Origin of the sequence: Enterococcus sp. UD-01 (assembly GCF_044909655.1) — a bacterium.
Taxonomy (GTDB): domain Bacteria; phylum Bacillota; class Bacilli; order Lactobacillales; family Enterococcaceae; genus Enterococcus_L.
This window is the reverse complement of the sequence record NZ_JBIYEU010000003.1, coordinates 124,602-147,907: the sequence shown is the minus strand read 5'-3', so window position 1 is coordinate 147,907 and position 23,306 is coordinate 124,602. Positions and strand designations below refer to the sequence as shown.

At 36.6% G+C, this 23,306-nt stretch carries 22 protein-coding genes; 13 read left to right on the top strand and 9 right to left on the bottom strand.

Annotated elements, in window-relative coordinates; genetic code table 11:
- Positions 1-3 precede the first annotated feature (3 nt).
- The 8 genes from ABH902_RS04380 (at position 4) to ABH902_RS04345 (ending at position 8,744) form a co-directional block, all read left to right on the top strand.
- A complete protein-coding gene (locus ABH902_RS04380; RefSeq protein ID WP_404589332.1) occupies positions 4-852 on the top strand; it encodes a ketose-bisphosphate aldolase in 849 nt (282 codons plus the stop codon).
- Positions 849-1,553, top strand: a complete 705-nt coding sequence (locus tag ABH902_RS04375) for a triose-phosphate isomerase (RefSeq protein WP_404589331.1) — start codon at positions 849-851, stop codon at positions 1,551-1,553. Before ABH902_RS04380 ends, ABH902_RS04375 begins: the two co-directional genes overlap by 4 nt.
- Positions 1,550-2,065, top strand: a complete 516-nt coding sequence (locus ABH902_RS04370) for a YjbQ family protein (RefSeq protein WP_404589330.1) — start codon at positions 1,550-1,552, stop codon at positions 2,063-2,065. Before ABH902_RS04375 ends, ABH902_RS04370 begins: the two co-directional genes overlap by 4 nt.
- Positions 2,066-2,420: 355 nt before the next feature.
- Complete coding sequence (locus tag ABH902_RS04365; protein ID WP_404589329.1) at positions 2,421-3,047, top strand: PepSY domain-containing protein; 627 nt, start codon at positions 2,421-2,423, stop codon at positions 3,045-3,047.
- Positions 3,048-3,206: 159 nt separating this feature from the next.
- Positions 3,207-4,985 carry a PDZ domain-containing protein gene (locus ABH902_RS04360; protein WP_404589328.1) on the top strand — a complete coding sequence of 593 codons (1,779 nt, stop codon included), beginning with the start codon at positions 3,207-3,209 and terminating at the stop codon, positions 4,983-4,985.
- On the top strand, positions 4,985-5,587 hold the full coding sequence (locus ABH902_RS04355) for a LuxR C-terminal-related transcriptional regulator (protein WP_404589327.1): 603 nt from the start codon (positions 4,985-4,987) through the stop codon (positions 5,585-5,587). The genes ABH902_RS04360 and ABH902_RS04355 overlap by 1 nt, the downstream gene beginning before the upstream one ends.
- 191 nt (positions 5,588-5,778) lie before the next feature.
- Positions 5,779-6,474 (top strand): ABC transporter ATP-binding protein, encoded by a 696-nt coding sequence (locus ABH902_RS04350; RefSeq protein ID WP_404589326.1) that lies wholly within the window; start codon positions 5,779-5,781, stop codon positions 6,472-6,474.
- A complete protein-coding gene (locus ABH902_RS04345) occupies positions 6,471-8,744 on the top strand; it encodes an ABC transporter permease (protein ID WP_404589325.1) in 2,274 nt (757 codons plus the stop codon). The genes ABH902_RS04350 and ABH902_RS04345 overlap by 4 nt, the downstream gene beginning before the upstream one ends.
- Positions 8,745-9,130: 386 nt before the next feature.
- Here the strand turns inward: ABH902_RS04345 and ABH902_RS04340 are convergent, their stop codons facing one another.
- The 3 genes from ABH902_RS04340 to ABH902_RS04330 all read right to left on the bottom strand — a co-directional run bounded on the left by ABH902_RS04340 (position 9,131) and on the right by ABH902_RS04330 (position 11,610).
- A complete protein-coding gene (locus ABH902_RS04340) occupies positions 9,131-9,544 on the bottom strand; it encodes a hypothetical protein (RefSeq protein WP_404589324.1) in 414 nt (137 codons plus the stop codon).
- 657 nt (positions 9,545-10,201) lie between these two features.
- Positions 10,202-10,351, bottom strand: coding sequence for a hypothetical protein (locus ABH902_RS04335; protein WP_404589429.1), 150 nt, complete (start codon positions 10,349-10,351; stop codon positions 10,202-10,204).
- 410 nt (positions 10,352-10,761) lie between these two features.
- Entirely contained in the window at positions 10,762-11,610 is an 849-nt protein-coding gene (locus ABH902_RS04330) for a helix-turn-helix domain-containing protein (RefSeq protein ID WP_404589323.1), read from the bottom strand.
- Between the two features lie 114 nt (positions 11,611-11,724).
- On the opposite strand from ABH902_RS04330, the gene ABH902_RS04325 reads away from it, so the two are divergent.
- Together ABH902_RS04325 and ABH902_RS04320 are read left to right on the top strand one after the other, a co-directional pair.
- A complete protein-coding gene (locus tag ABH902_RS04325; protein WP_404589322.1) occupies positions 11,725-13,965 on the top strand; it encodes an ATP-binding cassette domain-containing protein in 2,241 nt (746 codons plus the stop codon).
- 159 nt (positions 13,966-14,124) lie between these two features.
- The gene (locus ABH902_RS04320) at positions 14,125-14,364 is read left to right on the top strand and encodes a hypothetical protein (RefSeq protein ID WP_404589321.1); all 240 of its coding nucleotides are present in this window, start codon (positions 14,125-14,127) and stop codon (positions 14,362-14,364) included.
- 51 nt (positions 14,365-14,415) lie between these two features.
- Here the strand turns inward: ABH902_RS04320 and ABH902_RS04315 are convergent, their stop codons facing one another.
- Positions 14,416-15,168, bottom strand: a complete 753-nt coding sequence (locus ABH902_RS04315) for a MerR family transcriptional regulator (RefSeq protein WP_404589320.1) — start codon at positions 15,166-15,168, stop codon at positions 14,416-14,418.
- 71 nt (positions 15,169-15,239) lie between these two features.
- Here ABH902_RS04315 and ABH902_RS04310 point away from each other — a divergent pair, with 71 nt between their 5' ends.
- Entirely contained in the window at positions 15,240-16,049 is an 810-nt protein-coding gene (locus ABH902_RS04310) for an Hsp33 family molecular chaperone HslO (protein ID WP_404589319.1), read from the top strand.
- Positions 16,050-16,155: 106 nt separating this feature from the next.
- Positions 16,156-17,373 (top strand): hypothetical protein, encoded by a 1,218-nt coding sequence (locus ABH902_RS04305; protein WP_404589318.1) that lies wholly within the window; start codon positions 16,156-16,158, stop codon positions 17,371-17,373.
- 64 nt (positions 17,374-17,437) lie between these two features.
- Here ABH902_RS04305 and ABH902_RS04300 read toward each other — a convergent pair whose 3' ends face one another.
- The 4 genes from ABH902_RS04300 to ABH902_RS04285 all read right to left on the bottom strand — a co-directional run bounded on the left by ABH902_RS04300 (position 17,438) and on the right by ABH902_RS04285 (position 21,983).
- Positions 17,438-18,454 carry a DUF916 and DUF3324 domain-containing protein gene (locus ABH902_RS04300; protein WP_404589317.1) on the bottom strand — a complete coding sequence of 339 codons (1,017 nt, stop codon included), beginning with the start codon at positions 18,452-18,454 and terminating at the stop codon, positions 17,438-17,440.
- A 160-nt stretch (positions 18,455-18,614) separates the two neighbouring features.
- Positions 18,615-19,145 (bottom strand): hypothetical protein, encoded by a 531-nt coding sequence (locus ABH902_RS04295; RefSeq protein ID WP_404589316.1) that lies wholly within the window; start codon positions 19,143-19,145, stop codon positions 18,615-18,617.
- A gap of 126 nt (positions 19,146-19,271) precedes the next feature.
- Entirely contained in the window at positions 19,272-20,966 is a 1,695-nt protein-coding gene (locus ABH902_RS04290; RefSeq protein ID WP_404589315.1) for a BspA family leucine-rich repeat surface protein, read from the bottom strand.
- 441 nt (positions 20,967-21,407) lie between these two features.
- On the bottom strand, positions 21,408-21,983 hold the full coding sequence (locus ABH902_RS04285) for a helix-turn-helix domain-containing protein (protein ID WP_404589314.1): 576 nt from the start codon (positions 21,981-21,983) through the stop codon (positions 21,408-21,410).
- A gap of 749 nt (positions 21,984-22,732) precedes the next feature.
- On the opposite strand from ABH902_RS04285, the gene ABH902_RS04280 reads away from it, so the two are divergent.
- Entirely contained in the window at positions 22,733-23,101 is a 369-nt protein-coding gene (locus ABH902_RS04280) for a hypothetical protein (protein WP_404589313.1), read from the top strand.
- A 55-nt stretch (positions 23,102-23,156) separates the two neighbouring features.
- Here the strand turns inward: ABH902_RS04280 and ABH902_RS04275 are convergent, their stop codons facing one another.
- A complete protein-coding gene (locus ABH902_RS04275; RefSeq protein WP_404589312.1) occupies positions 23,157-23,306 on the bottom strand; it encodes a hypothetical protein in 150 nt (49 codons plus the stop codon).

The window sequence follows — 23,306 nt, the reverse complement described above, 5'->3', positions numbered from 1 at the left end:
CTCATGCTTGTAACAACGAAAGAAATGTTTGCAGCAGCTGAAAAAAATAACTATGCGATTCCCGCAGCGAACTTTTTCGATCTGGATAGTGCCCGCACCTTTGTGGAAACCGCGGATCGTCTGAAAAAACCATTAATTTTAGCTTTCGCCCAAGCGCATATGGAAATGATGAGCTTGGAGGAAGCTGCCCTAATCGGCAAGTATTTAGCCGAAAAAAGCAGTAGTCCAGTCGCTTTGCATTTAGATCATGGACAGGATGAAGCAGTGATTAAACAAGCCATCGAGCTAGGTTTTACCTCGGTCATGATTGATGCTTCTGAAGACTCATTTGCCGAAAATGTTCGCCGCTCCAAAGCGATTGCCGACTATGCCCATGAACGTCAGGTGGTAGTGGAAGCTGAAATCGGTCATGTAGGCTCCGGTGACAGCTTGGAGGCTAGCAACAGTGATTCCATTTACACCGATTTTCATGAAGCAGTCAACTTTGCGGAGCAAACGGGCGTTGATTCATTAGCGGTTTCCATTGGTACTGCTCATGGACATTATCATGGCATGCCGAAAATTAATTTTGAGGTATTGGCGCAGCTGCACGAGGCTTTGGCGATTCCATTGGTTTTACACGGCGGTTCTTCTTCCGGAGATGATAATTTGGAAAAATGTGCGCTGGGTGGTATTCGCAAAATCAATATTTTTACTGATTTTATTACCGCAGCTATGCAAGCAATCACAGCAAACAAACCAGCTGATTATTTTGAGCTAAAAAAACTCGCAAATCAGGCCATTGCAGAAACCTTAACGCATTATTTTACTGTTTTTCATACCGCTAATCAGGAGAAAGGAGCAGCCAAATGAAAACGAAGAGAACCTTGAGACGTCCATTTTTTGTCGTGAATCCCAAAGCCTATTTGTATGGAGAAGAGTCACTAAAGCTGGCGAAAGTCGCAGATCAGCTGGCCGACAAGCTGGATATCGACATTTTGTTTACGGTTCAGCAGGTGGATGCGGCTAAAATTAAAGCAGAAACAAAGCATCTGTTTATCACTGTTCAGCATCTAGACGGCCTTACTGTCGGTCGCGGTATGGGCTACATTTTACCGGAAGCAGTCGCTGCGGCTGGAGTATCGGCTACGTTTCTAAATCATGCGGAGCATCCAATGGCCGTATCCGATTTGGTTAAAGCGGTTAAAAGGGCGGATGAGTTGGGGATTTTAACAATTGTTTGTGCCGATTCTCTAACAGAAGCCAAAGCCTGTGCCGCTTTAAACCCAGATATTATGGTTTGTGAGCCCACGGAATTAATCGGTACAGGTCAAACGAGTGACTTAGCCTATATGGAAGCAACCAATGCAGCGATTCGTGCGATTAATCCAAAGATCAAAATTTTACAAGCTGCCGGTATTTCTACAGCAGATGATGTAGAAAAAGCGCTGCTTTCCGGCGCTGACGGCACCGGAGGAACCAGCGGGATTGTTTGTGCTAAAGAGCCGGCAAAGGTTTTAACGGAGATGCTACAGCGAGTTGACGCACTGAAACAGGGAGGGAAAATCAAATGAAATTTGCGAAAGAACAGCTGACCTTGACATCCAACGGCAGCCGGGTTACGTATCATAATATCACTGAAGAAGTGAAACGTTTTGTGGCAGAAAGCCAAATAAAAAACGGCATTTGCTTAGTCCAGTCACCACATACCACTTGCTCCGTTATCTTTGAAGAATTCATGCATGATACTGATTTTAATGGAGACGAATTTTTGCAGGTGGATTTGAATCGGATTCTGGATAAGATTATTCCAAGAGAGCTTTCTGAAAACACGGATTACCGCTATCCGGGACCAAAACATTTAGACTTTTTAATGAGCTTGGACGATCCCAATTATCCTACCGATCCGGGTACTATTTTAAATGGGGATGCACATATTCGCTCTACCTTTTTAGGGGCGAGTGAAAGCTTTATTTTAAGCGAAGGAAAACTGGAAATCGGTTCAGTAGGCTACATTTATTTTATTGATTTCGACCAAAATCGTGTGCGCAACAGAACCTGTCATTTAATGGTCATGGGTGAATAATCGCCTAAAAAGGGCAGGACAAAACTAAAAAAAGGTTTGTCTTGCCCACTACTTACAAATAAATGGTGGTCGAAAGTCAGGTTCTTCGGCAATTTCAAATAAGGTAAGATCATTAAGACTGTCGCCGATCGCAAAGCGAGTGGTGTCCGTAAGTTGATAGATGTTTTATGAAAAAAATCAGACGGATACATTTCATTGTAATAGTAATTATACTTAAAGGCTCAGGTAAATTTAGTGAAATGAGCAAAAATTAGTAAAAAAGTCCTCATTTTTAGAAAAAATAGGGCTTAAGACAGAGTTATTTTTCATATTTTTAGTATACTATTTTTAAAAAGGTATGAATGGAGAGAAAAATATGAAGAAAATTATTTTAAGTACTGCTATTTTATCATTGTCACTATTATTTATGGGCTGTTCAACTAATGAGAAAAACACAGCCGCTACTAATGCATCCAGTGCTAGCTCTAATGCTAATTCCAGCACTAACACAGCTACTAACACATCTTTGGTAGAAAGTAGCAGCTCCGCACAAAATCAAGCAATAAAAATTACTTTAGATCAAGCATTGGAAAAATATGAAGAAGCCTATCCTGATACTACAGTTACCTCTGTTGAATTAGACACCTCATTTGGCACCTACTATTATAAAATTGATGGTGTTGATGACACGAAAGAGTATGAGCTAAGTGTTCAAGCTGTGACTGGTGAAGTTAAAAAAGAACGTGAAGAAACTTTGGATAGGGATGAACAAAACGGCGTTAAAAAGCAAGAAGATGCGGTTGAAACAAAAGGAATTATTTCTGTTGAAGAAGCCGGTAGACTAGCGGAAAAAGAAGCAGGAAAAGGAACGGCAGAAGAATGGAAGCTTGAACAAGATATGGGCATTACGTATTGGGAAGTCAAGGTTGTAGACGGACGCCAAGAAGTTGAAGTAAAAGTAAATGCTAAAACAAGTGAAATTCTAGAAAGATCAGAAGATTAATAGTATGAGATAAACAGTTTTAAGGAAGAATCGGGTGTTTTTTATCCGGTTCTTTTTTATATATTATTTAATGATTGAATCCTATATAGTATAATGTTTGGTAAAACATACTTTTTAAATGATTCAAGATGCAAAAAATGAAAGAAATGAGAGATGAGAATGAAGAAGCGCCTTTGGTTAAAAACAACAAGAATTGTTTTACTATTGTTTGTGATCGTTTCTATTTTTTTCATTTTATCTATCAAAAATCAGACGTACTTAGGCATTAGAGCGGAAAAAGAGGGGAATGTCTGGGTGATTAAAAAAATTCAGTCTGGTGGTGCTGCTCAAGCACAGCTGCAAAAAGGAGATATTATTACACAAATTGATGATAAACAGCCAGATGAGAATGCTGTTCTGACGAAATGGTTAATAGTAGAAGGTGCTTCAGAAATCCACGTTTTTAGGGATGGAGAACAGCTGACTCTATCTTTTTCTGGAGGAAATAACATTTTAGCTGAACAATTCATCTTTACACTTATAGGGCTCATTTGCTTAAGTATTCTTTTTATTTTACCAACGCTCCTGTATTCATCAACGACTTACCGATTATTTTTTCTTTTTGTTACGACCCTTTCATTTTCGTTGATTTCCGTGATCCCTTCAAGTATTGGTAATGATTTAGCTAGAGTGATGATAATTTTAGTAGTCACCTTTTTACCTTTGTTTTACTTTAAATTTTCTGAATTTGGAAGAAGTTATTTTTACAGAACAAAGAGAATGACGACTATAATCATTTTCATATGTGTAATCAATAGTTTAATTTTAATTTTAAATCTATGCGGCCTGCGAAATTATTGGTTTTCAGAATATTTGGCAATTGGCATATTCTATGTCTTCGGTCTACTGTTAATCGCTCTTGTCTTGTCTAATATTTTTTTTACGACGGATATAGCTCAAACGATCGCTATGACGCAAGTCAATTTACCAGTAATTACCATTTTAAGTTTTGTGCCGTTTTTCTGTTTCTATGTGTTGCCACCGCAACGTAATGCCCCATTTCACTTAGTGATATTGTTTCTTCTCTTACCGCTAGCAGCGATTATTCATTTGCTTCTTATCAATCGATTAATTAAACATAAAGCGAAAGCCGATCCAGCAATTTTAACTGCTTTTATGGCAATCGGAGCTGGAAGTATCGTTGGTTTATTCATTGAATTAGGCAAGTATATTTCAACTATTTATCTAGGTTTATTTGCTGCCGCGCTGTTTTATGCATTGCAGCCCTTATTATCTGAATCATTATCGGTCATCAATAAAAGAAGAGCGGGTGCCCAGGGGATTCAGACATTTATTGCTGCAGAGGAAGAGCGGGAGAATATTTCGACTTATGTTCACGATACAATTATTCAAGAAGTTATCTTTGAAATGAATCGATTGGAACAAAAAGAGTCGATAGAACCGCAAGAAGTAAAAGTCGTTTTTGATGAAGTGATCTACGGTTTAAGAGAATTATGTACAGAAATTTACCCCTTAATGATTCAAGAGGTGGGTGTCGAAAATACCCTCAAAACCACCATTAATTCCATTCAACAAAAGTATCCCGTCATGATTGAGCTGACGCTTGATCCAAAAATTGAACAGCTTTCATTAAGGATCAAGAATTTCCTGCTTAGAACCATTCGTGAAACTATTACGAATAGTATTAAGCATGGAAAAGCAACAAAAATCGAAATAACTTTTCTTCATTCAGAAAAGAACTTTGTTTTAACGGTTTTTGATAACGGAGATTTTGCCGATCATTTGGAAACGAAAGAGAATCATTTCGGCATCCATTTAATTAACGAAAAAGTTAAGATGATAGGTGGTTTGGCTTCGTTGACTAAAGAAATAAACGGCACCCAGTTTCAGCTTGAAATGCCAAGTAGCTTTGAAAAAACTAATGAGGTGAGCACATAATGATTAAACTCGTATTAATAGACGATCATGCATTGGTCCTACAAGGAATGCAGGAAAAATTATCGCAATCTGCTTTAATTGAGGTCAGTGGTGTGTTTACTTCTGTAGAGGAATTCATATTATACGTTACCTATCAAGAATATGATGTCTTGATTATGGATTTGATGCTTCATGGTAATTACGGGTTTGACCTTGTCAGGAAGATACTAAATGAAATAAAACCAGACAGTAAAATAATCCTCATTTCCGGCTTTTATGATGAGCTGCTACATAAACGTGCGCTTGATCTTGGTGTTAAAGCTTTTCTTAGAAAAGAAGCTTCCTATGAAGAGCTGATCGGAGCAATAGTGAATGTCCATCAAGGTAATCATATTATTCCGGAATTTCTAATTGATACCACCTCAAATCAATTATTATCGGAAATAGAATTAAAAGTCTTAAAGCTGATTGTTGACGAATATACAAATGAAAAAATTGCAAAAGAACTATTTATCAGCAAAAGAACCGTGGAAAGTCATGTCTCGAATATATGTAGAAAACTCAATGTAAACAGTCGCATTGGTGCTGTAAGAGAAGCAATGCGGCTTAATTTAAATCAATAATTGCGGTGACTCGCAAAAAAGCATTCGTAAAATACGGATGCTTTTTATTTAGAGAAAATTTATGCTGAAATGTAAGAAACTAACGGAATGTGGCAATCAGCAATGAATTTGTCATGCTGCTGAGTGCTTACTTTTTGATTAATAAACGGCAAAGAGACGCATGATTGTTACTAAAACTTAGGAGGAAAGCAATGATTTACTTTGAAAATGTATCAAAAATATATGGTGAGGGTGATCATCAGGTAAAAGCTTTAAATCAGGTGTCGTTCAATATTGAGCCGGCAAAATTCACCTTAATTTTAGGTCCTTCTGGTTCTGGAAAAAGTACACTTTTAAATATACTTGGCGGAATGGATCGATTAACCGACGGGAAATTTTATTATGATAAAAAAGATCTGTCTCATGTAACGGACAATGCTCTCTCTGATTATAGGAAAGAGGTTATTGGCTTTGTTTTCCAATTTTATAATTTAATTCCCAGCTTAACAGCGTATGAAAATATCGCTATTGCAGCGGATTTGAATAATAATAAGGCAGCGGTGGAGCAATTGCTGGCTAATGTTGGTTTGACGCATCGGCGGAATAACTTTCCTGCTCAGCTATCAGGTGGGGAAATGCAGCGTGTGTCTATTGCCCGCGCTTTAGCGAAAAAGCCTAAGCTATTGCTTTGTGATGAACCGACAGGAGCGTTAGATTCAGAAACGGGCAGCAAAATTTTAGCTATTTTACGTCAGACCACTGAAACAAAGACAGCTGTAGTGATGGTGACCCATAACGAAGAATTTGTTCCATATGCTGATAAAGTTATTCGTTTGTCAGATGGAAAAATTCAAGCTATGACAGAAAATGATGCAAGAGAGAAATCGCGAGTGGAGGAAGAGGAATGAGGTTTCTTACGATTAAATTATTCCGAGATATTAAAAATAATTGGTCGCAGTTTTTTTCTGTTTTTTTGATGGCCTTTTTATGTGTCTTGGTTTTTATGGGGTTACAAGGAGCTTGGGGCGGCTTGGAGAAAAGTCTGAACACGTTCATTAGCAAAAATGATTTAGCGGATGGCTGGGTTATTACAACAGGTTTAACAAAAAACAGTGTAGAAGAAATCAAGAATCTCTCCGGCATAACAGAAGTGACAACAAAGTTCAGAGTGTCTGTTAAAAATCAGGCTCAAAAGGGCTCCTCTTTATCCTTGGACTCTTATTCAGATAAAAATATTTCTAAATTCTCGATTGCTGCAGGCAAAGGGTTAAAAAAAGGAAAGACGGATCAAGTTTTACTAAATAAAGAGTATGCGGAAGCAAATCAGTATAAAATTGGCGATACTCTTACTGTTGAGAACGATTTGGGCAAACAGACAAAGCTGATTATTTGCGGACTGATACAAGCTCCTGAGAAAATTTATTATACAGGAACGCAAGAGTTTATTGCACCAAACTATAAAAAGTACGGGTATGGCTTTGTAGCTGAAGAGACGATGAAGCAGGGCATAAGTTATCTGGGGGTACCAAACATCGTTGAATTTAAAGGACGGGCTAAAGATTATCGTAAAGACATTGAAGAAATATTGGGTGAATCTTACGTTTCCTATTTTAATCAAACTACCTTGAATGATGTTGCCAATGCGTTGGAGCGGGTGGGTCAAATTAAAAATCTTTCTTACCTTTTTTCTTTCTTATTTATTCTACTCGCCATTTTAGCGATGTATACAACGATCAGAAGATTAATTGAAACACAAACAAAGGAAATTGCTGTGCTAAAGGCTTTAGGCTTTTCAAATGTGCGGGTAGGTCTTCATTATGCCAGCTTTGGCTTGATTATCGGCAGTTTTGGGGCATTATTAGGAGCAGCGGCTGCACCATTGATTTCCTGGTTTGTTTTAAGTACTCAAAAAGAAATGTTTTCAATTCCGAAATGGTACGTTTCGTATAACTATAGCGCTCTTTTGCTCGTTGGTTTAGTGATAATAATTAGTACTCTTTCAGCCTATTCAGCTTCTCGCCAGGCACGGTCAGCGCTGCCGGCCGAATTTTTATCCGGCGGCAATGCCAAGAAGGTGCATCATATTTTGCTGGAAAAAATACCGGGCTGGAATAAAATCAGTTTCGGCAATCGCTGGGCTTTAAGAGATGTCACCCTTAATCGCGTGCGTTTTTTAATGGGAATTGTTGGTGTGGCAGGAGGTATGATGCTGTTACTTGCCGGCTTTGGGATGCCGGAATCTATCAATACACTGGTTGATAAAGCTTATACCGAAGATTTTACATATGATCGCAGGATCTACACACCGGATTATCAAGCATTGAAGGAACAAGCGGATATCGGCCAGTGGGTTCAACTTTCATCCGCGCATTTTCAGCCGGATGATGGCTATAATCGTCTGTTGATGGTAATTAGTGATGGTGAATTTGTAAATATGCAAACAGAAGACAATCAAGCAATAAAAGCGGACGGTATCTATATTACCAAAGGCTTTGCGCAAAGAGCTAAAATTAAAACGGGCGATCGTTTATCTGTTCAGCCTTCTTTAGAACGGAAAAAATATACATTTATTGTTGCTGGAATTATTACCAGTGAAACTAATCAAGGCGCATACATTAAACAAAGCTTATGGGAACAAAAAGGCGGAAGCTTTGCCCCGACGACCCTGTTGGTAAATAAAGAAACGAAGCTTTCTTCTATTTCAGGACTCAATACGATTACAGAAGTGATAAAACTTGCAGATCAAAAAAAGAACGCTTATGATTTTGTTGCCAGCTTGATGAGTATTTTCATGATGATTATCGGTTTTGCCATTCTTCTAGTTGTAGTTATTCTTTACAATTTAGGGTCCTTAAACTTTGTTGAGCGCATGAGAGATTTTGCTACATTGAGAGTGTTAGGCTTTAAGAAAAATCAGCTTCGTAGGATTACGATGTATGAAAATGTAGTAACGACATTTATTGGCTGGCTGATTGGTATGCCACTGGGTTTTTGGTTTCTTGACCAATACGTGAAAACTTTTTCTACGATTCATCTAGAGTATACCTCCCATATTGGTCTGTTGAATCTGACCTTGGCTTCGCTAGTTGTTTGGCTCTGTTCATTGTCAACCACCTTTTTCGTTGGCAGAAGAATTAAAAAAATAGATATGGTTAGTGCACTAAAAGGTGTGGAATAAGCATAGAATTGAAAAAAGTAAGGAAACTTGAACTCTGTCAAATAATTTTTGACAGGGTTCTTTTTAACGGGAGCTATCAATGAGTCACAAGGAATATAGAGAAGCTGCCAATCAATGTTATTGCAGCCAACACTATAAATAGAAACGCAAACGGACGCGGACAGAGAATGCTTTATAGCGCATACAACATTATTGAACTCGTGGGGCTACCATGACTTATCTGACGAGTTAAAAGCAAAGCTGGACAAGTCAGTATCAAAATCTACTGATAAAGAGAGCCGGTAGAAAGAGCTGTAGCATTTATGAAAAATCTAATAACCGTCTGCGCAGAAGATTATTATCACGCAGGCGGTTAATGCTATGTTCTATAAGTCAATTAGTTATTTTTAATTAGCAGTATCAATTGTTAAAGACATTTTTGAAATGGGGGTCCAAGTTTTAGACGTATCATAACGAAAGGCTGTAACTTGGCCTTCGCCTTTATAACTTGCCGTTTTCGAATAAGGACCTTCAGCAATATTCATTAGAGGAATCACACCCTCATAAAGGAAATAGACTACTTTTCCGTTACTATCTCGATTATATAAAGTCCGTGACGATTGAGCAGTCTCTGAGACTGCTGCACCTTTTTTCAAAATATTGTTGTTGACTAGTTTTGTCGTTTTAGGAACCTTCACATTATTGGGACCGCGATAGATAATTTTTTCCGCATGAGCAGAAGAAGGGACTAAACTTAAAGCTAGTCCAAAGCATAACATCATAACCACAACCAAGGTATTTCTTTTCTTTTTATTTTTCATTACTTGAGTTCTTCCTTTCTTTATTTTGAAGCTTAAAATAACATAGCATATTTAAGTTAACATGGTTTTACAGTGTATGTCAAAGGTATTAATTTGAGAAAATTATATCTTTTAAATAACAATTTCCATATTTTTTAGCATTGGAATTGTTAAAAAGTTGACGTGCTTACGATAACAATAAAAGTATTTTTTAGCGAAAATGATTTGGTTTTAGGACGTTTATTTTATAAAGTGTTTTAGAGTGACAAAAAAAAGCAAAGGACTCGAAAGGAGAGGGTGGCTTTTTTCATTTATTTTATGCCAGTTTTGTTTTAAGATAGCGTTTAAGTCTGCTTATGCAGATACAGCTAATGAAAATGCCGGAGAAAAAAGGAAAAGCAAAAGTTTGTTAGAAAAGTTTTGTCAATTCCTAACAGGAGTAAGCTGTATAAAGATAGTTCAAGGGCTTCTTTTTTTCAGAATGAGTAGGATTTTCCAGCTTATTTTTATAGTGTAAGCTATACTCTAAACTAGCCTAGAAATCCATGGCAAACGTTCGAAATTGAATCTCAACCTTGATTCTTTTAGTGTTGATAAGAAACTATACCAGTATCTCAATAATCACATGTACACTGCGATATCCGCTAGGCTTAGGTTTTTCTAAGTAGTTTTCTAATCTTAAAATTTGAATATCCGATGCCGCTTTAATGCGTCGTAAATATCATCGCTGTAAGAGCAAATAACTCTTAAGCCGGCGAAATATTGGCTGTTGGTAATAATGGTTTCTTTTGAATAATTTAGCTGCTTTCTATTTAGTTTATTAACAATACTTTTAAACCGCTTAATGCGTTTTTGGATCTGATGAATACTATTTTTCTACCTCTGTGACTATTGCTGCTGAGTCTCAATCAATAATTAATAAATTAGTTTCCGCTTCATCTAGTGCTGAATGATAATAGACCACCAACTCTTGATAAAGTTCAATAGCTTCAACACCCCTAACATCAGTTTCCTTATTCAAAACGTCGTCTAGGTGTGTGATTGGAAATTCAAGTATTCTGGTTCGTTCTTTTAGCAGCAGTATGCCATTACTACTATATTTAAATAGTAAAATAAATATCGACGTAACTACTTGTAACTAAAAAAGCGACCGTACTCTGTAAAGAGTTGATCGCTTTTTTGGTAATAGTACTAAAAGGATTTATGAATAGTTTTATTCAAGCCTTAATAAAAAGTAACTACTTAATTGGAATATAAATGTGAATGAAAGAAGTATCTTTTATGTAGTGTTCAAAGCTCTTTCGAGTAGCATCGTAGTTCCCCTGATAAGAATGAATCCAGATATTCCAAATGTAACGATAAGTTAAATCTAAAGAGTGATAAGTAGATGTGTGCTTGAAAATAGCATAATTACCACCTTCTACGATTTTATTTTTAAAGCGCATAGGCATTTCTTTATAACTGGATTTTTTTTTATAACACAAAAATTGATTAAAAATACTATCACCATTATCAGCCAGAAGGGCATTAGAACTTTCGCAAATAGCAAATGATTCATAGGTATCCGGTAAGAAAGGGTCTATTTCAGCATTAAAATTAGCCCATTGTAAATCCAGCTGATTATTTTTTAAGGAGGTAGTTACGAGCATACCAATAACTTCAAAGCTTGATAAAGTAGTTTCTTCTGGGATGAACTTCAAATGATTCATTACATGGTTTAATAGCGCCTCGTCGAAGTACGAATGGTTCATTAAGTAAGAGAACTTGTTGCTTTTCCGAAAATAAAACGGAGATCTACCGAATCTTTCTTTAATTTCACGGCTAAATGCTTCATAGGATCGGTAACCTATACTTGCTGAAATATCGATTAGGCTTTTTCGAGAATACAGTAGCTGAGACGAAGCAAAATCGATTTTTCTTATTTTTATGTAATTACCTAGGGTTATTCCTGTATATTTCAAGAAAATTTTCGAATAGTGATAAGGTGAATAATACGAATTTTTTGCAACGTCATGAAGGGTAATATCCCGATCGATATTCTCTTCAATGAATTGAATCCCCATTTTGATAGCCAGTATATAGTCCATGTTTGAAAACCTCCACACCTTATGTTAACAGGATTTAATTTGGAATTGTAGCAAGAATTATCAAGAATTAATAAATTTTTCTTGTTATGATTTGTTTGAAAGGAGCTGTTAAACATGAACTACATTAAAATTAGAGGATTGATGCAAAATAACCTCAAAAATGTGGATTTGGACATACCGAAACAAAAAATCAATGTCTTTACGGGTGTTTCTGGATCTGGAAAGTCCAGTCTTGTTTTTGATACCATCGCAACAGAGTCCAGCCGACAGATGAATGAAACATTTCCTGTCTTTATCAAAAGTAAGCTGCCGCAATATTCCAAGCCGAATTTGCAAAGTATTGAAAACTTGTCGCCAGCTGTTATTATTGATCAGTCCCCTTTGGGAGGAAACGCCCGCTCAACAGTTGGTACAGCGAGCGATCTGTATACAGATTTAAGAGTATTATTCTCAAGAATAGGTTTGCCATATGTGGGCAGTGCTTCTTATTTTTCTTTCAATGATCCTAAAGGAATGTGTCTTGAGTGTTCAGGTCTAGGAACAATCTTGAATTTAGATATTCATAAAATCATTGATTTTACTAAATCATTAAATGAGGGCTGTATAGCGGATACTACTTATGCTCCTCACACTTGGTACTGGCGGCAATATGCAGAATCTGGTCTGTTTGATTTGGATAAACCCGTTAATAAATATTCGACGGAAGAATTGAATTTATTATTATATGGTTCAACAGTAGTAGCGGGGGAACAACTGCATCCTAAAGTAATCGGAATCGCTAAGAAATATCGACAGACTTACTTAACTCGAGATATAAGTGATATGAGCAGAACGATGAAAGAAAAAGCGAGGAAGTTCACTACGAAGCAATTTTGTACTTGTTGCGGAGGTCAACGTTTAAATGCAGCGGTTCTGAATTGTAAGATTAATGGCTACTCGATTGCTGATATGTGTGAGATGGAACTCAAAGATTTACGAGAAGTAATTACAGAAGTCAGCAGTGAGCAGGTAGCTTCTTTAACCCTCTCTTTAAAAAATGGACTCACACGAATGATTGATATTGGCTTAGCTTATCTTCAACTAGGGAGAGCAACCAGCAGCTTGTCCGGAGGTGAAGCCCAACGGTTAAAACTTGTCCGCTACATGGGAAGCAGCCTATCAGATATGCTATATATTTTTGATGAACCCAGTACTGGAATGCATTTACATGATGTAAAAAAAGTAAATCGGCTTATAAAGAATTTAAAAGCGCGCGGAAATACAATTTTAGTGGTGGAGCATGATAAAGAAGTCATTAAAATTGCAGATGAAATTATTGATATTGGAATGTACGCAGGCCAAAAGGGAGGCAACATTGTTTTTCAAGGCAGCTATGAAGAATTATTGAAAGCACAAACATTAACGGCTAAATCAATACAAAAAAATAGTCCAATAAAGAGCGCTGTAAGAGTGCCAAAAACTTTTTATCCTATTAACAATGCAACAATGTATAATCTGAAAAACGTTACAGTTAAAATTCCAGCCGAAATTTTGACTGTGATAACGGGGGTTGCTGGTTCTGGTAAAAGTACATTAATTACTAAAATTTTTGCCGATACCTACAAAGAAGATGTTATCATAGTGAACCAAAAACCTGCTTTTGCGACAAATCGCTCAACGCCGGTTACATTTTTAGGTATTTTTGATGATATAAGAAATGTCTTTTCAAAAGAAAATAACGTGGCAAAGAGCTATTTTAGCTTTAACAGTAAAGGTGCCTGTAAAGAATGTCAGGGAAAAGGAGTGGTAGTGACCGAATTAGTGCATATGTCACCTGTGATTTCTACCTGTGAGTCGTGTAATGGTGGACGTTATAGTGAGTATGCTTGTTCCTTAACCTATAAAGGCAAAAATATTTTGGATGTGTTGTCAATGAACATAGATCAAGCATTGGACTTCTTTGCAGATGCCAAAATAGCAAAAAAAATAACGTCTTTAAAAAAAGTTGGACTCTCTTATCTTACCCTAGGACAGCCACTATCTACGTTATCTGGCGGCGAGATTCAACGAATAAAACTAGCACAAGCGCTAAATAAAAAAGGGAAGATATACATCTTGGATGAGCCGACAACTGGACTGCATGCTTCTGATGTTAGTAAGCAGATGGTATTGTTCAACTCTTTAGTGGATAAAGGGAACACAGTCATTGTGATAGAACATAATCTGGATGTAATCAAACAAGCGGATTGGATTATTGATATTGGTCCTGAAGCTGGCAAAAATGGTGGTCAACTCGTTTTTCAAGGAACCCCACAAGAAGCTTTTGACAATGCCGATACTTTAACAGGAAAGTGTTTGAGAGCCGATCTGGCTTGATCTTACAATGAATGTTATTTTGTAAAGCTATTCTGTTTTTTCTTTAATTGGAAAACAAACTTCTTTTTATCAATTATTTTTTGAACCTCCACATCTAGGAACCCAACAGAATCGTTGTTATGGACAATCGCTACGTCAAATGCAGGACTAGTATATTTGATGTTTGAGGACTTAGTATTTGATCAAGAGCATTCCATGATGACCATCCTGATCAAAAGAAATTATCCACATATTTTTCAATTAATTGTGTGTATTAACCCGTTTACTTACGTGATTGATTCATTGCGCAATATAATTACTGATAATTCTGTGAACTGGCAGTCATTTAGTCTTTCAGTTGGAATTATGCTAGTTTTAACTTTGTTTATCGGTACGATTACCATTAAAAAATTAAAGTAAGTAGCAACAAACGTCAAATATAAATAAAAAAAGACCAATGACTTGGAATTATCAATTCTTGTTATTGGTCTTTTGTACATCATTTTCCTCTGCATACACAACAAGTGCCTGATATAAAAACTGATTAAAGTTCTTACCATATTGCAATAAGTAATCCTTAGCTTCCGAATTTTCTAAATAGATTTTAGCAAAATTCGGAATATTTGCTAACCGAAAGGAGGCGCCATAGCTTTTTTGCAAATGAGAGACGAACAGTGAAATTTCATTTTGGATTGATGGGTCCGCTGGATTTTGTCCTTGATGCTGGGCAATTTTTTTGAAGTAACGGTCAAAAGGAATCGTTCTTGGGTTATTTTTTAGCTGCTGCAGGTCTTGAACATTCGTAAAATCTAAATCCCAAATCGTTGAAATTTTGTTCTTTAATGGATTGTTCTCGATAAAGGCTTTTTTTAGGGCTGCTTCTTCTAATGTTTGTTCATTTTTACTCATATCAATCAGCCACTCTAAATTAGCAAGCTGTTGCTTGATTTCTTGGGCTTTACGAATCAGAAGCTTTCTTTGTAAACGTAAGGAAGATGTTAAATCATTTGGACGCTCTAACTGGATATGCTGGCTAATTTCCTCTAATGTGATGCCCAGGCTTTTTAGCAAAATAATTTCATTTACTGTCACTAAGTTTGCGTAAGAATAAAGGCGGTGCCCGTTTTCTTTTCGATCAGGAACCAGTAAACCAATTTCGTCGTAATAGTGTAAAGTCCTGATGGTTAAACCGGTAATAGCTGAAAACTCAGTAATTTTAAACATTTTTATTGCACCTCACGTTACGTTATGAATTAAGCTGATTATAGCATAATTCCCATAGGAGGATAACACGAATGGAAAATACAATTACAAAGTACTTAATAGAAAATAAAGAAATCAGAATGTATTTGCTGGTCGGTAAACAGATTTATCATAAAGTTACAAACATGAGCATAGACATCAATAGAAAGGAACCGTTCATACAAGCACTCAATATTGCTGCCTTAGCCAATTCTCTGGATACTGAAAAACGACTTTCCTATTCCTTTATTTCCAAAAATAAAACCAGCAAAATAACAACAGAATCATTTTCTAATCAAACGATAACTGGATTACTGACTTTCAAAGAGGACAACCCTTGCTTTAAAGGCGGTACCTTACAAGTGATAGCAAGTGCAGATAGTCAATACAGTCGCTCGCATACTTCGTATTCTACAATTGAAGACGGTGATTTTTATAAAGCTATTGAACGTTTTTACCTTGACAGTGAGCAAACTGCTACGTACTTAGTTCCGCTGTCAGCCAAGCAAAATTCAGATAATATTGTTCTGCTCATTCAGCCGCTGCCATTTGTAAACGAACAAAAAGTCAAAGCGGTTTTAAAACAAATCAACGACATCAGACAAGAGTTGCGTCATTTAGAGTATTCAACAGTTGAAAAAAAGCTTTCTGCGTTATGGTCGGATCTCCTCTTTTTGGAAACAGTGTCGATTGATTATGAATGCGGCTGCTCAAAAGAAGCATTTTTAGGCATCCTTTTCTCACTAGCACAGGATGAATTTGAAACAATTATTTCTCAAAATAAAACACTAACGATTCCTTGTTCTTTATGCGGTGAGGAATATAGTTATACGGCAGAAGATATCCGTAATTATTTAAATTGATGAGGTTAAAAAAATTAATACAAAATAGGTCATTTTTATGCTACGCTTATTTTAAGAGAACAAACAAGTTTACTTAGAACTAAGAATATTTGACAAGGAGAACCCGATGGATAATCAATTGTTTAACATTCACCAAGGTAAGTTATTCTATGATAATAAAGCATTCTTGGGCGCCAATAAAACACCATTATTTACAAACTACGAGTTTCTCTCCATGCTGGGAGAAGGCGCTAACGGCATCACTTTTTTAGTACGCCATAAATTTTTGCAGGTAAAGCAGGTACTGAAAATCTATGCTGATACAATTTCTTATGATAAAGCGGTCAATGAAATTCGAAAAAATGCGCTGCTGCAGCTTCAATCAATCAACGCGGTTAATTGTGATGGCGGTGAAATCTGGGCACCTTTTCATTCCTGTTATGCCATAATGGAAATTGTTGAAGGGCATACGACATTGAAAAACTGGATTAGTAGTCGGGACCATTTCTATGAAAGCCTAGATCTACAAGGTCCGGATTTTAAAACTATAGAAGAATTTACTTATTCTGCTACATTGAATATGGCGGTTTCGCTTTTAAAAACGATCGTATTAAAAAATGAAACAACAATTGTGCATGGGGATTTAAATGATAATAATATTTTGGTTTACAATATTTTCGAGCACTTCAGCACAGAAAATGGTAATGATTGCAATAACGAAGCGCAGCTCGCTTTTGCCAACAAACATCGTAACTTAAGAATCGGTACGTTAAATGAATTTTCGAATAAATTAATTGATATGGGCACCAGTCAGGTGGAAGGGACAGATAAAGCATACGGTCAGGCGAGAGAGGCGTGGTTTATTTTTGACAATCTTAGAAAACTACTGAAGCCATTTTTTGTGACGACTAAGCTTAATTATAAGGAATTATTTCATTTCACGGTTGATACAAAGAAAAAGAAGCTGAGTACTGTCGCTGGTACGGCTGTAAATTATGAAATCTTGACAAATGATTTTGTAAGACTCATTTTGCTTTTTAACTTTATGCTGGGGCTTTTATATAATTGGGATGGCAAGCTGGATTTATTTGCCACGCTTGGCAAAAATTCCGATGCCAGATGGATTAATATTTTTGTTAGTGAAGACTTTACAGAGCTTTTATTACCTGAAATATGTGATGCTTCCTTGATGTACTCATTGTCTTTAGCAGCTAAAAAAAGCAAAAATAGTTATCTCGATTGGAATAAGGTGTGGCAATACTTTGGACAAAGATTTCCCAACAGTGGTTTGGAGCAATACATATTTCGCCCTGGGAATTATGGAATGGCCATTCACAGAAAATAAAAAGCTAAAAGAAATAGCCTAAAATCTGACAATGTATTTTTGCAGGTTTTAGGCATTTTTTTAGTTAAGCTTTCGGTTTTTTATTTCTTTGCAGCCACAGAAATAAGATAATCAGCAGTAAAATGAGAATGACAATTCCCATTCCAATAGTTAAATAGAGCCAGGCAGGAGTTGCTGCTGTTTTATCCACAGAAGTGGTATTGTATTGATTTTCTTCTTTTTTAGAGATGGAAAAATCTTTGGAGAATACCCATTCTTCGTCTGTGTTATTCAACTTAATGGTGTACGTGTATTTTCCGGCTGAAAACTTTTGGCCGAACAGTGTTTGCAGTGTAAAGGAGTGGTTAGGAGCAATACTTAAATTCTTTTTGGTTTCATTGACAATTACTTTATTGCTGCCTTTTTCTTTAATGGTAAATGTACCTGTCATTTTTGTTAATAATGTGGCAGTGGTGTTTTGAATAGACATTGTGACAGCATTATACGCGTTTTCTTGCGTTAAAGTGACTTTGCCTCCGACAAGTTTTGGTGTTACTTTCGTTTCGGTTTGTGTTACTTGGACAGCAATCACATATCGGTATTGGTTAGCGACCATTATCTGTGTCGCATTGGCATCATCAGCTTTTTTGGCAATTTGAATTCCGCCCAATAGAATGCCGTCAAAAGAAGTGGTAGGCATGGTTATTTCAACATAGACCGTTTGTTGACTAGCGGCAGGAATCGTAACTTCCTTTGATTCTATAGTAACTAAGTCGCGAATATTAATATTCGGTTCGCCGCTTAAGGTGACATCCTTAAGTGTATAGTCAACAATTCCATTACTATTCGTGGCTGCCGTGTGAAATTGGATGGAAAAGGTTGCTTCTTCCTCACTTTTATTTGCTATAGTAACCGGCAGCCTATCTTTTTGACTAGGCGCTAAGCGTAAATTAAAATAGCTACTGACTCCTTCAATTTGATTCGCAGTAGGAGCTATAGAAACAGTATAATCAGTTGTTGTATCAGTCGCTGATGCTGTATTAGGAAAGCTTCCAAAAAACAGGCACAAAATGAAAAAACCAAAACAACTTATTTTTTTCATCTTATTTCCTTTCTTAAATAAAATCGAGTATGTGTAGTGTATGGGAACGTGGAACAGCTGGCAAAGTGCTAAAAAGTGTTTATTTCTGCAACGTCATAGCATTGTTTTAGGGTGTGGGCGGAAGTGTTGTCGACTTTTGCCCACACCCTATTTTTGCAGTCTAGGTGGTCGGAGTTGCGCCTAAAGTCCAGACTACAGTTGTAGCATATGTTCCTGTTCCTACAGAAGCTGGGATTTCCAGCGAGCCGTTGTAAGTAACTGCCTGTGCGGCTTCATAATTTGAATCGGAAGCTGCTTGTGAAAAGGCTGGGCTATCGGTTGTGCCAACGGTGATTGTATCTTCAGCATTTTCCGTGTTGACTAAAGTCAATGACATACCAGTTCCCCAAGTCTGTTCAGTTCCTTGTGTACGTTTGACTGTTACTCCCCAGCCCTCAAAGTTACCGCGGGCATCATTAACAGTGATAGTGGCACTGTTGCCGGAAGTCGCAGTTAGAGGCGAACCTGTATAGGCTAGATCAGCAAATGTTAATTCAGCATCTGCCGTAATGCTCCAATCACCGGCAATGACTGTTGACGATACATTTGTTTCGCCAGAGGTTGCTGCCTGTACGGTAGTTGCAGCAAGCGCTAAGGAACCTGCTGTAGCTGTAAGGGTTAATGCTAAAACCCCGCATAGTTGTTTTTTCATGTGTGTTCTCCAATACTATTTATTTATAACAAAGTGATGTGAATCAGCTTTATTATTTCGTAATTAAGCCTGCTGTATTTTTCTGTTATTGTATAAAAATCAATGCACAGCAGAATAGAAAGACAGTTAGTTCTCCGGGCCAGCCTGCAGTGTCCAGGTAAGAACGGCAGAATAATCACCGGCGCCTACCGAAGGGTCTAATGCTAGCTTCAACCCTTCACTATCAGCAGAGGTGCCCCAATTTTCAGAGATGATCTGTGTTCCGCCGGAAGCGGCTGAAGCAATTGCTTGTTGTTGATCATTAAGTCTGATCTGATTAGAATCAGCATCTATATAATGGAAGACTGCGCCAGGTGCGACAGTTCCGGTAGCTTTATGCGTCATAGGTGTAGAGACGGAAACAAAAAGTCCCCAGCCCTCTTTTTCAGAAGTGTCCAATGTGTCTTTGACCACTAAGCTTTCATTTAAAGCAGTCCCTATCATTTGCGATTTTCCGGTATAAGTAATGGGACTAAAAGCAAAGCTGGTCGGCAGTAGTAAGCTGAGTTTTCCGATGACATTATACGTTACAGTCGTATCGACAGTGGCCAAATAAAGCAAGCTATTTTCTGGTCGTGTAACATCATATCCTTGTTCATCCAGTAGACGGATGGTCTGAGTAATAGCGTCAATAGTTGTTAAATCTACTTCATCCCACAAATTATAACCAGTCAATTTAAGTGTATAGTCAGATAGCACAGTATCTTTTTGCTGGAATGTAATGGTGAGAGTAGCTGGCACGGCTTCTACCACGATGGTGGCCGTTTTTGTTAAAGCGCCGTAGGTATAAGTAACTTCATAGGAATTCGCTGTTTTCGTATCCACAGCTCCGGCAACGGTAATAGCGGAAAAAGGAACTGCTTCCCCGTAATCATCCGTAGCTTGAACGAAATTATCTTCTGCAGACCAGCTGTCACTTGTTTTTATCACACTATCTTTTACCGTTAAGGTTGGCTGCTTTTGCCAGATATAAGTACCTGGATAGACAGGATTATAATTAACCATAAAGTCATCACTAGAGGAATACAAGACGCCGTGATTTGTATCAGAAGTACCAATCCAGCCACCAGTATATTCGCCTGAAGAATGATCAATTTCAGGTAAAATCATTTCGGTTGAAAGCAGACTTTGTGTACCTAAAGTCAGTTCTCGCAAATTAGTGTTTTCGAAAAACATATTTCTTGTTTCAGTACTGCTGGCGATAGTAAAGGAGGAGATATCTAATTTTTCTAAGCTATAGTTGTGGTAAAACATTCCCATAAAACTTGTTACGCTGCGGGTATCAAACGTGGTCGGGGCTAAAGTGGTCAGAAGTCTGGCGTTGGCGAACATCGCGCGCATATCGGTTACCTTGCTTGTATCAAAAGAGGATAAATCCAACTGAGAAACACCAACGAAATTAAACATATAAAACATATTGGTGACGTTGGATGTATCTAATAAATTCAGGCCATCAATGGCAGTGAGATTCGTTAATCCCGTACTACTATCACCAGTTCCAAATAAATACGAAGAGTTGGCAGGAGCAATTGTCTGATGGGTAAAGGTGATTTTAGTAATTGCTGTAGGATCTATTCCTTCCCCGTCTGTGTTCCACGGGGCACTTTTGTAATCAGCTAATTGTCCGCCAGCTGTAAACGTTAGCCTGCCTGTAGAATGATCATAACTCCAAGGCACATCCCCCCAAGTACCGATAATTTCTTCTGCATAAGCTGTTTTGAAGGAGAAAATTAAAAATATTATGAAAAATATGATTAAAATAAAATATTTATTCTGTTTCATTAATAAAATCCTCCAAATTAAAATAACAAACGTTCGTTAACTTGTTTTTGTCTTGAATATTGATTTAAAAGTATTTTATGAAGAAATACGTCTATTAATATAACTTTAATTTGAAAATATGTCAAATTTTTAACGATATTTGATATAAATTAGAACGGAAAATGATATAAAAATATATTTTTAATCTTTTTGATTTTATATAATATATCTAAATTTAGTGAATGAGTGATTAACCGGCTACTTAGTAAGGTAAATGGTGTAATGGATAATGAAAAAATTTCTAATTTTATCTATTTTTACGCACAAAAATGTGGGCGGACAAAACTAAAAAACAGTTTTGTTCCACCCACTACTTACGAATAAACGGTGACCGAAGAACCTGAACGATTTTTGGTTCAACCTCTATTTTTATTGAGAAAGGCATTATAAGTAGCTTCTTGTCTAAGTAAGCCAAAACCATAAAAAACCAATGACAACAGTCACTAATCCAGCTAACAATGAAACTGCCAAAACAATTGCGAACTTATGCCAGCTATCTTGTTTTTTATTCCGCAGTTTTCTTGCTGCTTCAATATCTCCGCCTTCAGTAAAAGCTAATATTTCCGCGTAAGTTTGAATATTTTTTTCTTTCTTGATCTTTTCAATTTTCATTGCAGCAATCATAGCAATTACCCAAAAAGCAAAGGAAATAATTGCTCCATACCAGCCCCATAAATCGAAGAATGGCAGTACCGTGATAATAAGTAATACAAGAAAAATAATCATTACCCATGTATACTTGTTCATTTTCTCCACATCAATACTAGCTTTCATTTTTTCTACATCTCCTTTAATTAACTCATCTAAGGTGACATCAAAAAGCGTGCTCAGCGCAATTAAATTATGAATATCAGGATAGCTGTGATCATTCTCCCATTTCGAAATCGTTTGTCGCGTAACATAAATTTTTCCGGCAAGCTCTTCTTGAGAAAAACCGTCCCGTTCCCGATACATTTTTAATTGTTTACTAAAGTTCATTTTTTGTTGCCTCCTTTGAATTTAGCATAGCTCAGAGAAGCTAGATTTGTCTGTCTATTTGAGTATACCTTGAAGAAAAATGGATGTATATCTTTGTTTACAGGTAGGGAAAGGTTGATGTAGAAGGATTTTGATAAGATAAACGAACTGAATCAGTTTGCTATTTTAGGAAAAAATAGAGAGGGACTAAGCTGTAAGTAGTATGATTTTTTTGAGGAGTACTGCAATGAAAGAGTATAAAATAGTTTAAAAGTTTCTATTTGTTAAAGAAAATTAGATTGCTTTCAAAACGAGATTTTGCTATCCTAATTAATGATAGCGTTTTCAATGTGATTTGAAAATTATCCTATATTATTTTTAAGTGAATCCAATGATTTAAAAGGGGGAGTCAAAAATAGGAAAAAAAGTATTGTATACGTTTTATTAATTGGGTTGCTATTCTTGGGAGGAATAGCTTATGCAGATGGCAGAACTGCTACTACTACAGACCATGATATAAATGTGCTATTAAACATTACTGGGCACATGTACAGTACGAACAATATGGAAAGATAAGTGAAGACAATCAAAAAAGTTAATCCCCAAAGCCATGTCTAAAACCTTGAAGGTTATGCCACAAGCTGTATCGAAATGAGAGCACTCCGGATCTACAAACGCTTTTAAACCTGAATAATTATTTAATGTTTCTGTTGATGAAATCTTACGTAAAAAAATCCAATCTTTTTTCTAAAATGAAAGGAAGCCAGCAAATGAAAACTACACAAAAACAAACAACGAACCAAAATCTAGCAAAAAGAGTAATGATTTTTGATATTGTGTTTAGTTTGATCACGGATCAAGGTCTTTTACCAACTCAAGAATTACATAGGAAGTTAGAATTACTTATGAAGAAGAAGGGACAAAATATTACGATCGAGACATACAATTCCAATAAGATAAAACAGTATGCCGAAGAAGCAGATCTCATATTATTAACCCCTTCTTTTGCCTATGCTAAAGAAGAGATCGAAGAAAATTTCCCCAAAGTGCCAGTTATAGCTATTTCTAAAAAAGAGTATGGCTTGTTAGATAGTGAAAAATTGTACGATGAAATAATTAAAGCATTGGGCATGGAATAATCAAAGCTGCTTAAACGCACACAAGGGTTTAAGCAGCTTTTGTTTTTTCAGCTATTCAACTCTTAACTTTTTTGGCTACTTCCTCTGGAGAATAAGCCTTCATCAATCGTTTTGTTTCATGTTCAATATTATAAATGAGCGCTTTGGTACTACCTAAATTTTTTAAGGCTAACGTTAAATAATTAAAAAAATCCTTCTCTGACAA

Bases quoted from the DNA above. Each gene is read 5' to 3' on its own strand.
- ABH902_RS04375 (WP_404589331.1), top strand. From the start codon at position 849: ATGAAAACGAAGAGAACCTTGAGACGTCCATTTTTTGTCGTGAATCCC.
- ABH902_RS04325 (WP_404589322.1), top strand. From the start codon at position 11,725: ATGAACTACATTAAAATTAGAGGATTGATGCAAAATAACCTCAAAAAT.
- ABH902_RS04360 (WP_404589328.1), top strand. From the start codon at position 3,207: ATGAAGAAGCGCCTTTGGTTAAAAACAACAAGAATTGTTTTACTATTG.
- ABH902_RS04365 (WP_404589329.1), top strand. From the start codon at position 2,421: ATGAAGAAAATTATTTTAAGTACTGCTATTTTATCATTGTCACTATTA.
- ABH902_RS04285 (WP_404589314.1), bottom strand. From the start codon at position 21,983: ATGAACTTTAGTAAACAATTAAAAATGTATCGGGAACGGGACGGTTTT.
- ABH902_RS04305 (WP_404589318.1), top strand. From the start codon at position 16,156: ATGGATAATCAATTGTTTAACATTCACCAAGGTAAGTTATTCTATGAT.
- ABH902_RS04345 (WP_404589325.1), top strand. From the start codon at position 6,471: ATGAGGTTTCTTACGATTAAATTATTCCGAGATATTAAAAATAATTGG.
- ABH902_RS04295 (WP_404589316.1), bottom strand. From the start codon at position 19,145: ATGAAAAAACAACTATGCGGGGTTTTAGCATTAACCCTTACAGCTACA.
- ABH902_RS04370 (WP_404589330.1), top strand. From the start codon at position 1,550: ATGAAATTTGCGAAAGAACAGCTGACCTTGACATCCAACGGCAGCCGG.
- ABH902_RS04320 (WP_404589321.1), top strand. From the start codon at position 14,125: ATGTTTGAGGACTTAGTATTTGATCAAGAGCATTCCATGATGACCATC.
- ABH902_RS04300 (WP_404589317.1), bottom strand. From the start codon at position 18,454: ATGAAAAAAATAAGTTGTTTTGGTTTTTTCATTTTGTGCCTGTTTTTT.
- ABH902_RS04315 (WP_404589320.1), bottom strand. From the start codon at position 15,168: ATGTTTAAAATTACTGAGTTTTCAGCTATTACCGGTTTAACCATCAGG.
- ABH902_RS04330 (WP_404589323.1), bottom strand. From the start codon at position 11,610: ATGGACTATATACTGGCTATCAAAATGGGGATTCAATTCATTGAAGAG.
- ABH902_RS04290 (WP_404589315.1), bottom strand. From the start codon at position 20,966: ATGAAACAGAATAAATATTTTATTTTAATCATATTTTTCATAATATTT.
- ABH902_RS04340 (WP_404589324.1), bottom strand. From the start codon at position 9,544: ATGAAAAATAAAAAGAAAAGAAATACCTTGGTTGTGGTTATGATGTTA.
- ABH902_RS04280 (WP_404589313.1), top strand. From the start codon at position 22,733: ATGAAAACTACACAAAAACAAACAACGAACCAAAATCTAGCAAAAAGA.
- ABH902_RS04350 (WP_404589326.1), top strand. From the start codon at position 5,779: ATGATTTACTTTGAAAATGTATCAAAAATATATGGTGAGGGTGATCAT.
- ABH902_RS04310 (WP_404589319.1), top strand. From the start codon at position 15,240: ATGGAAAATACAATTACAAAGTACTTAATAGAAAATAAAGAAATCAGA.
- ABH902_RS04355 (WP_404589327.1), top strand. From the start codon at position 4,985: ATGATTAAACTCGTATTAATAGACGATCATGCATTGGTCCTACAAGGA.
- ABH902_RS04380 (WP_404589332.1), top strand. From the start codon at position 4: ATGCTTGTAACAACGAAAGAAATGTTTGCAGCAGCTGAAAAAAATAAC.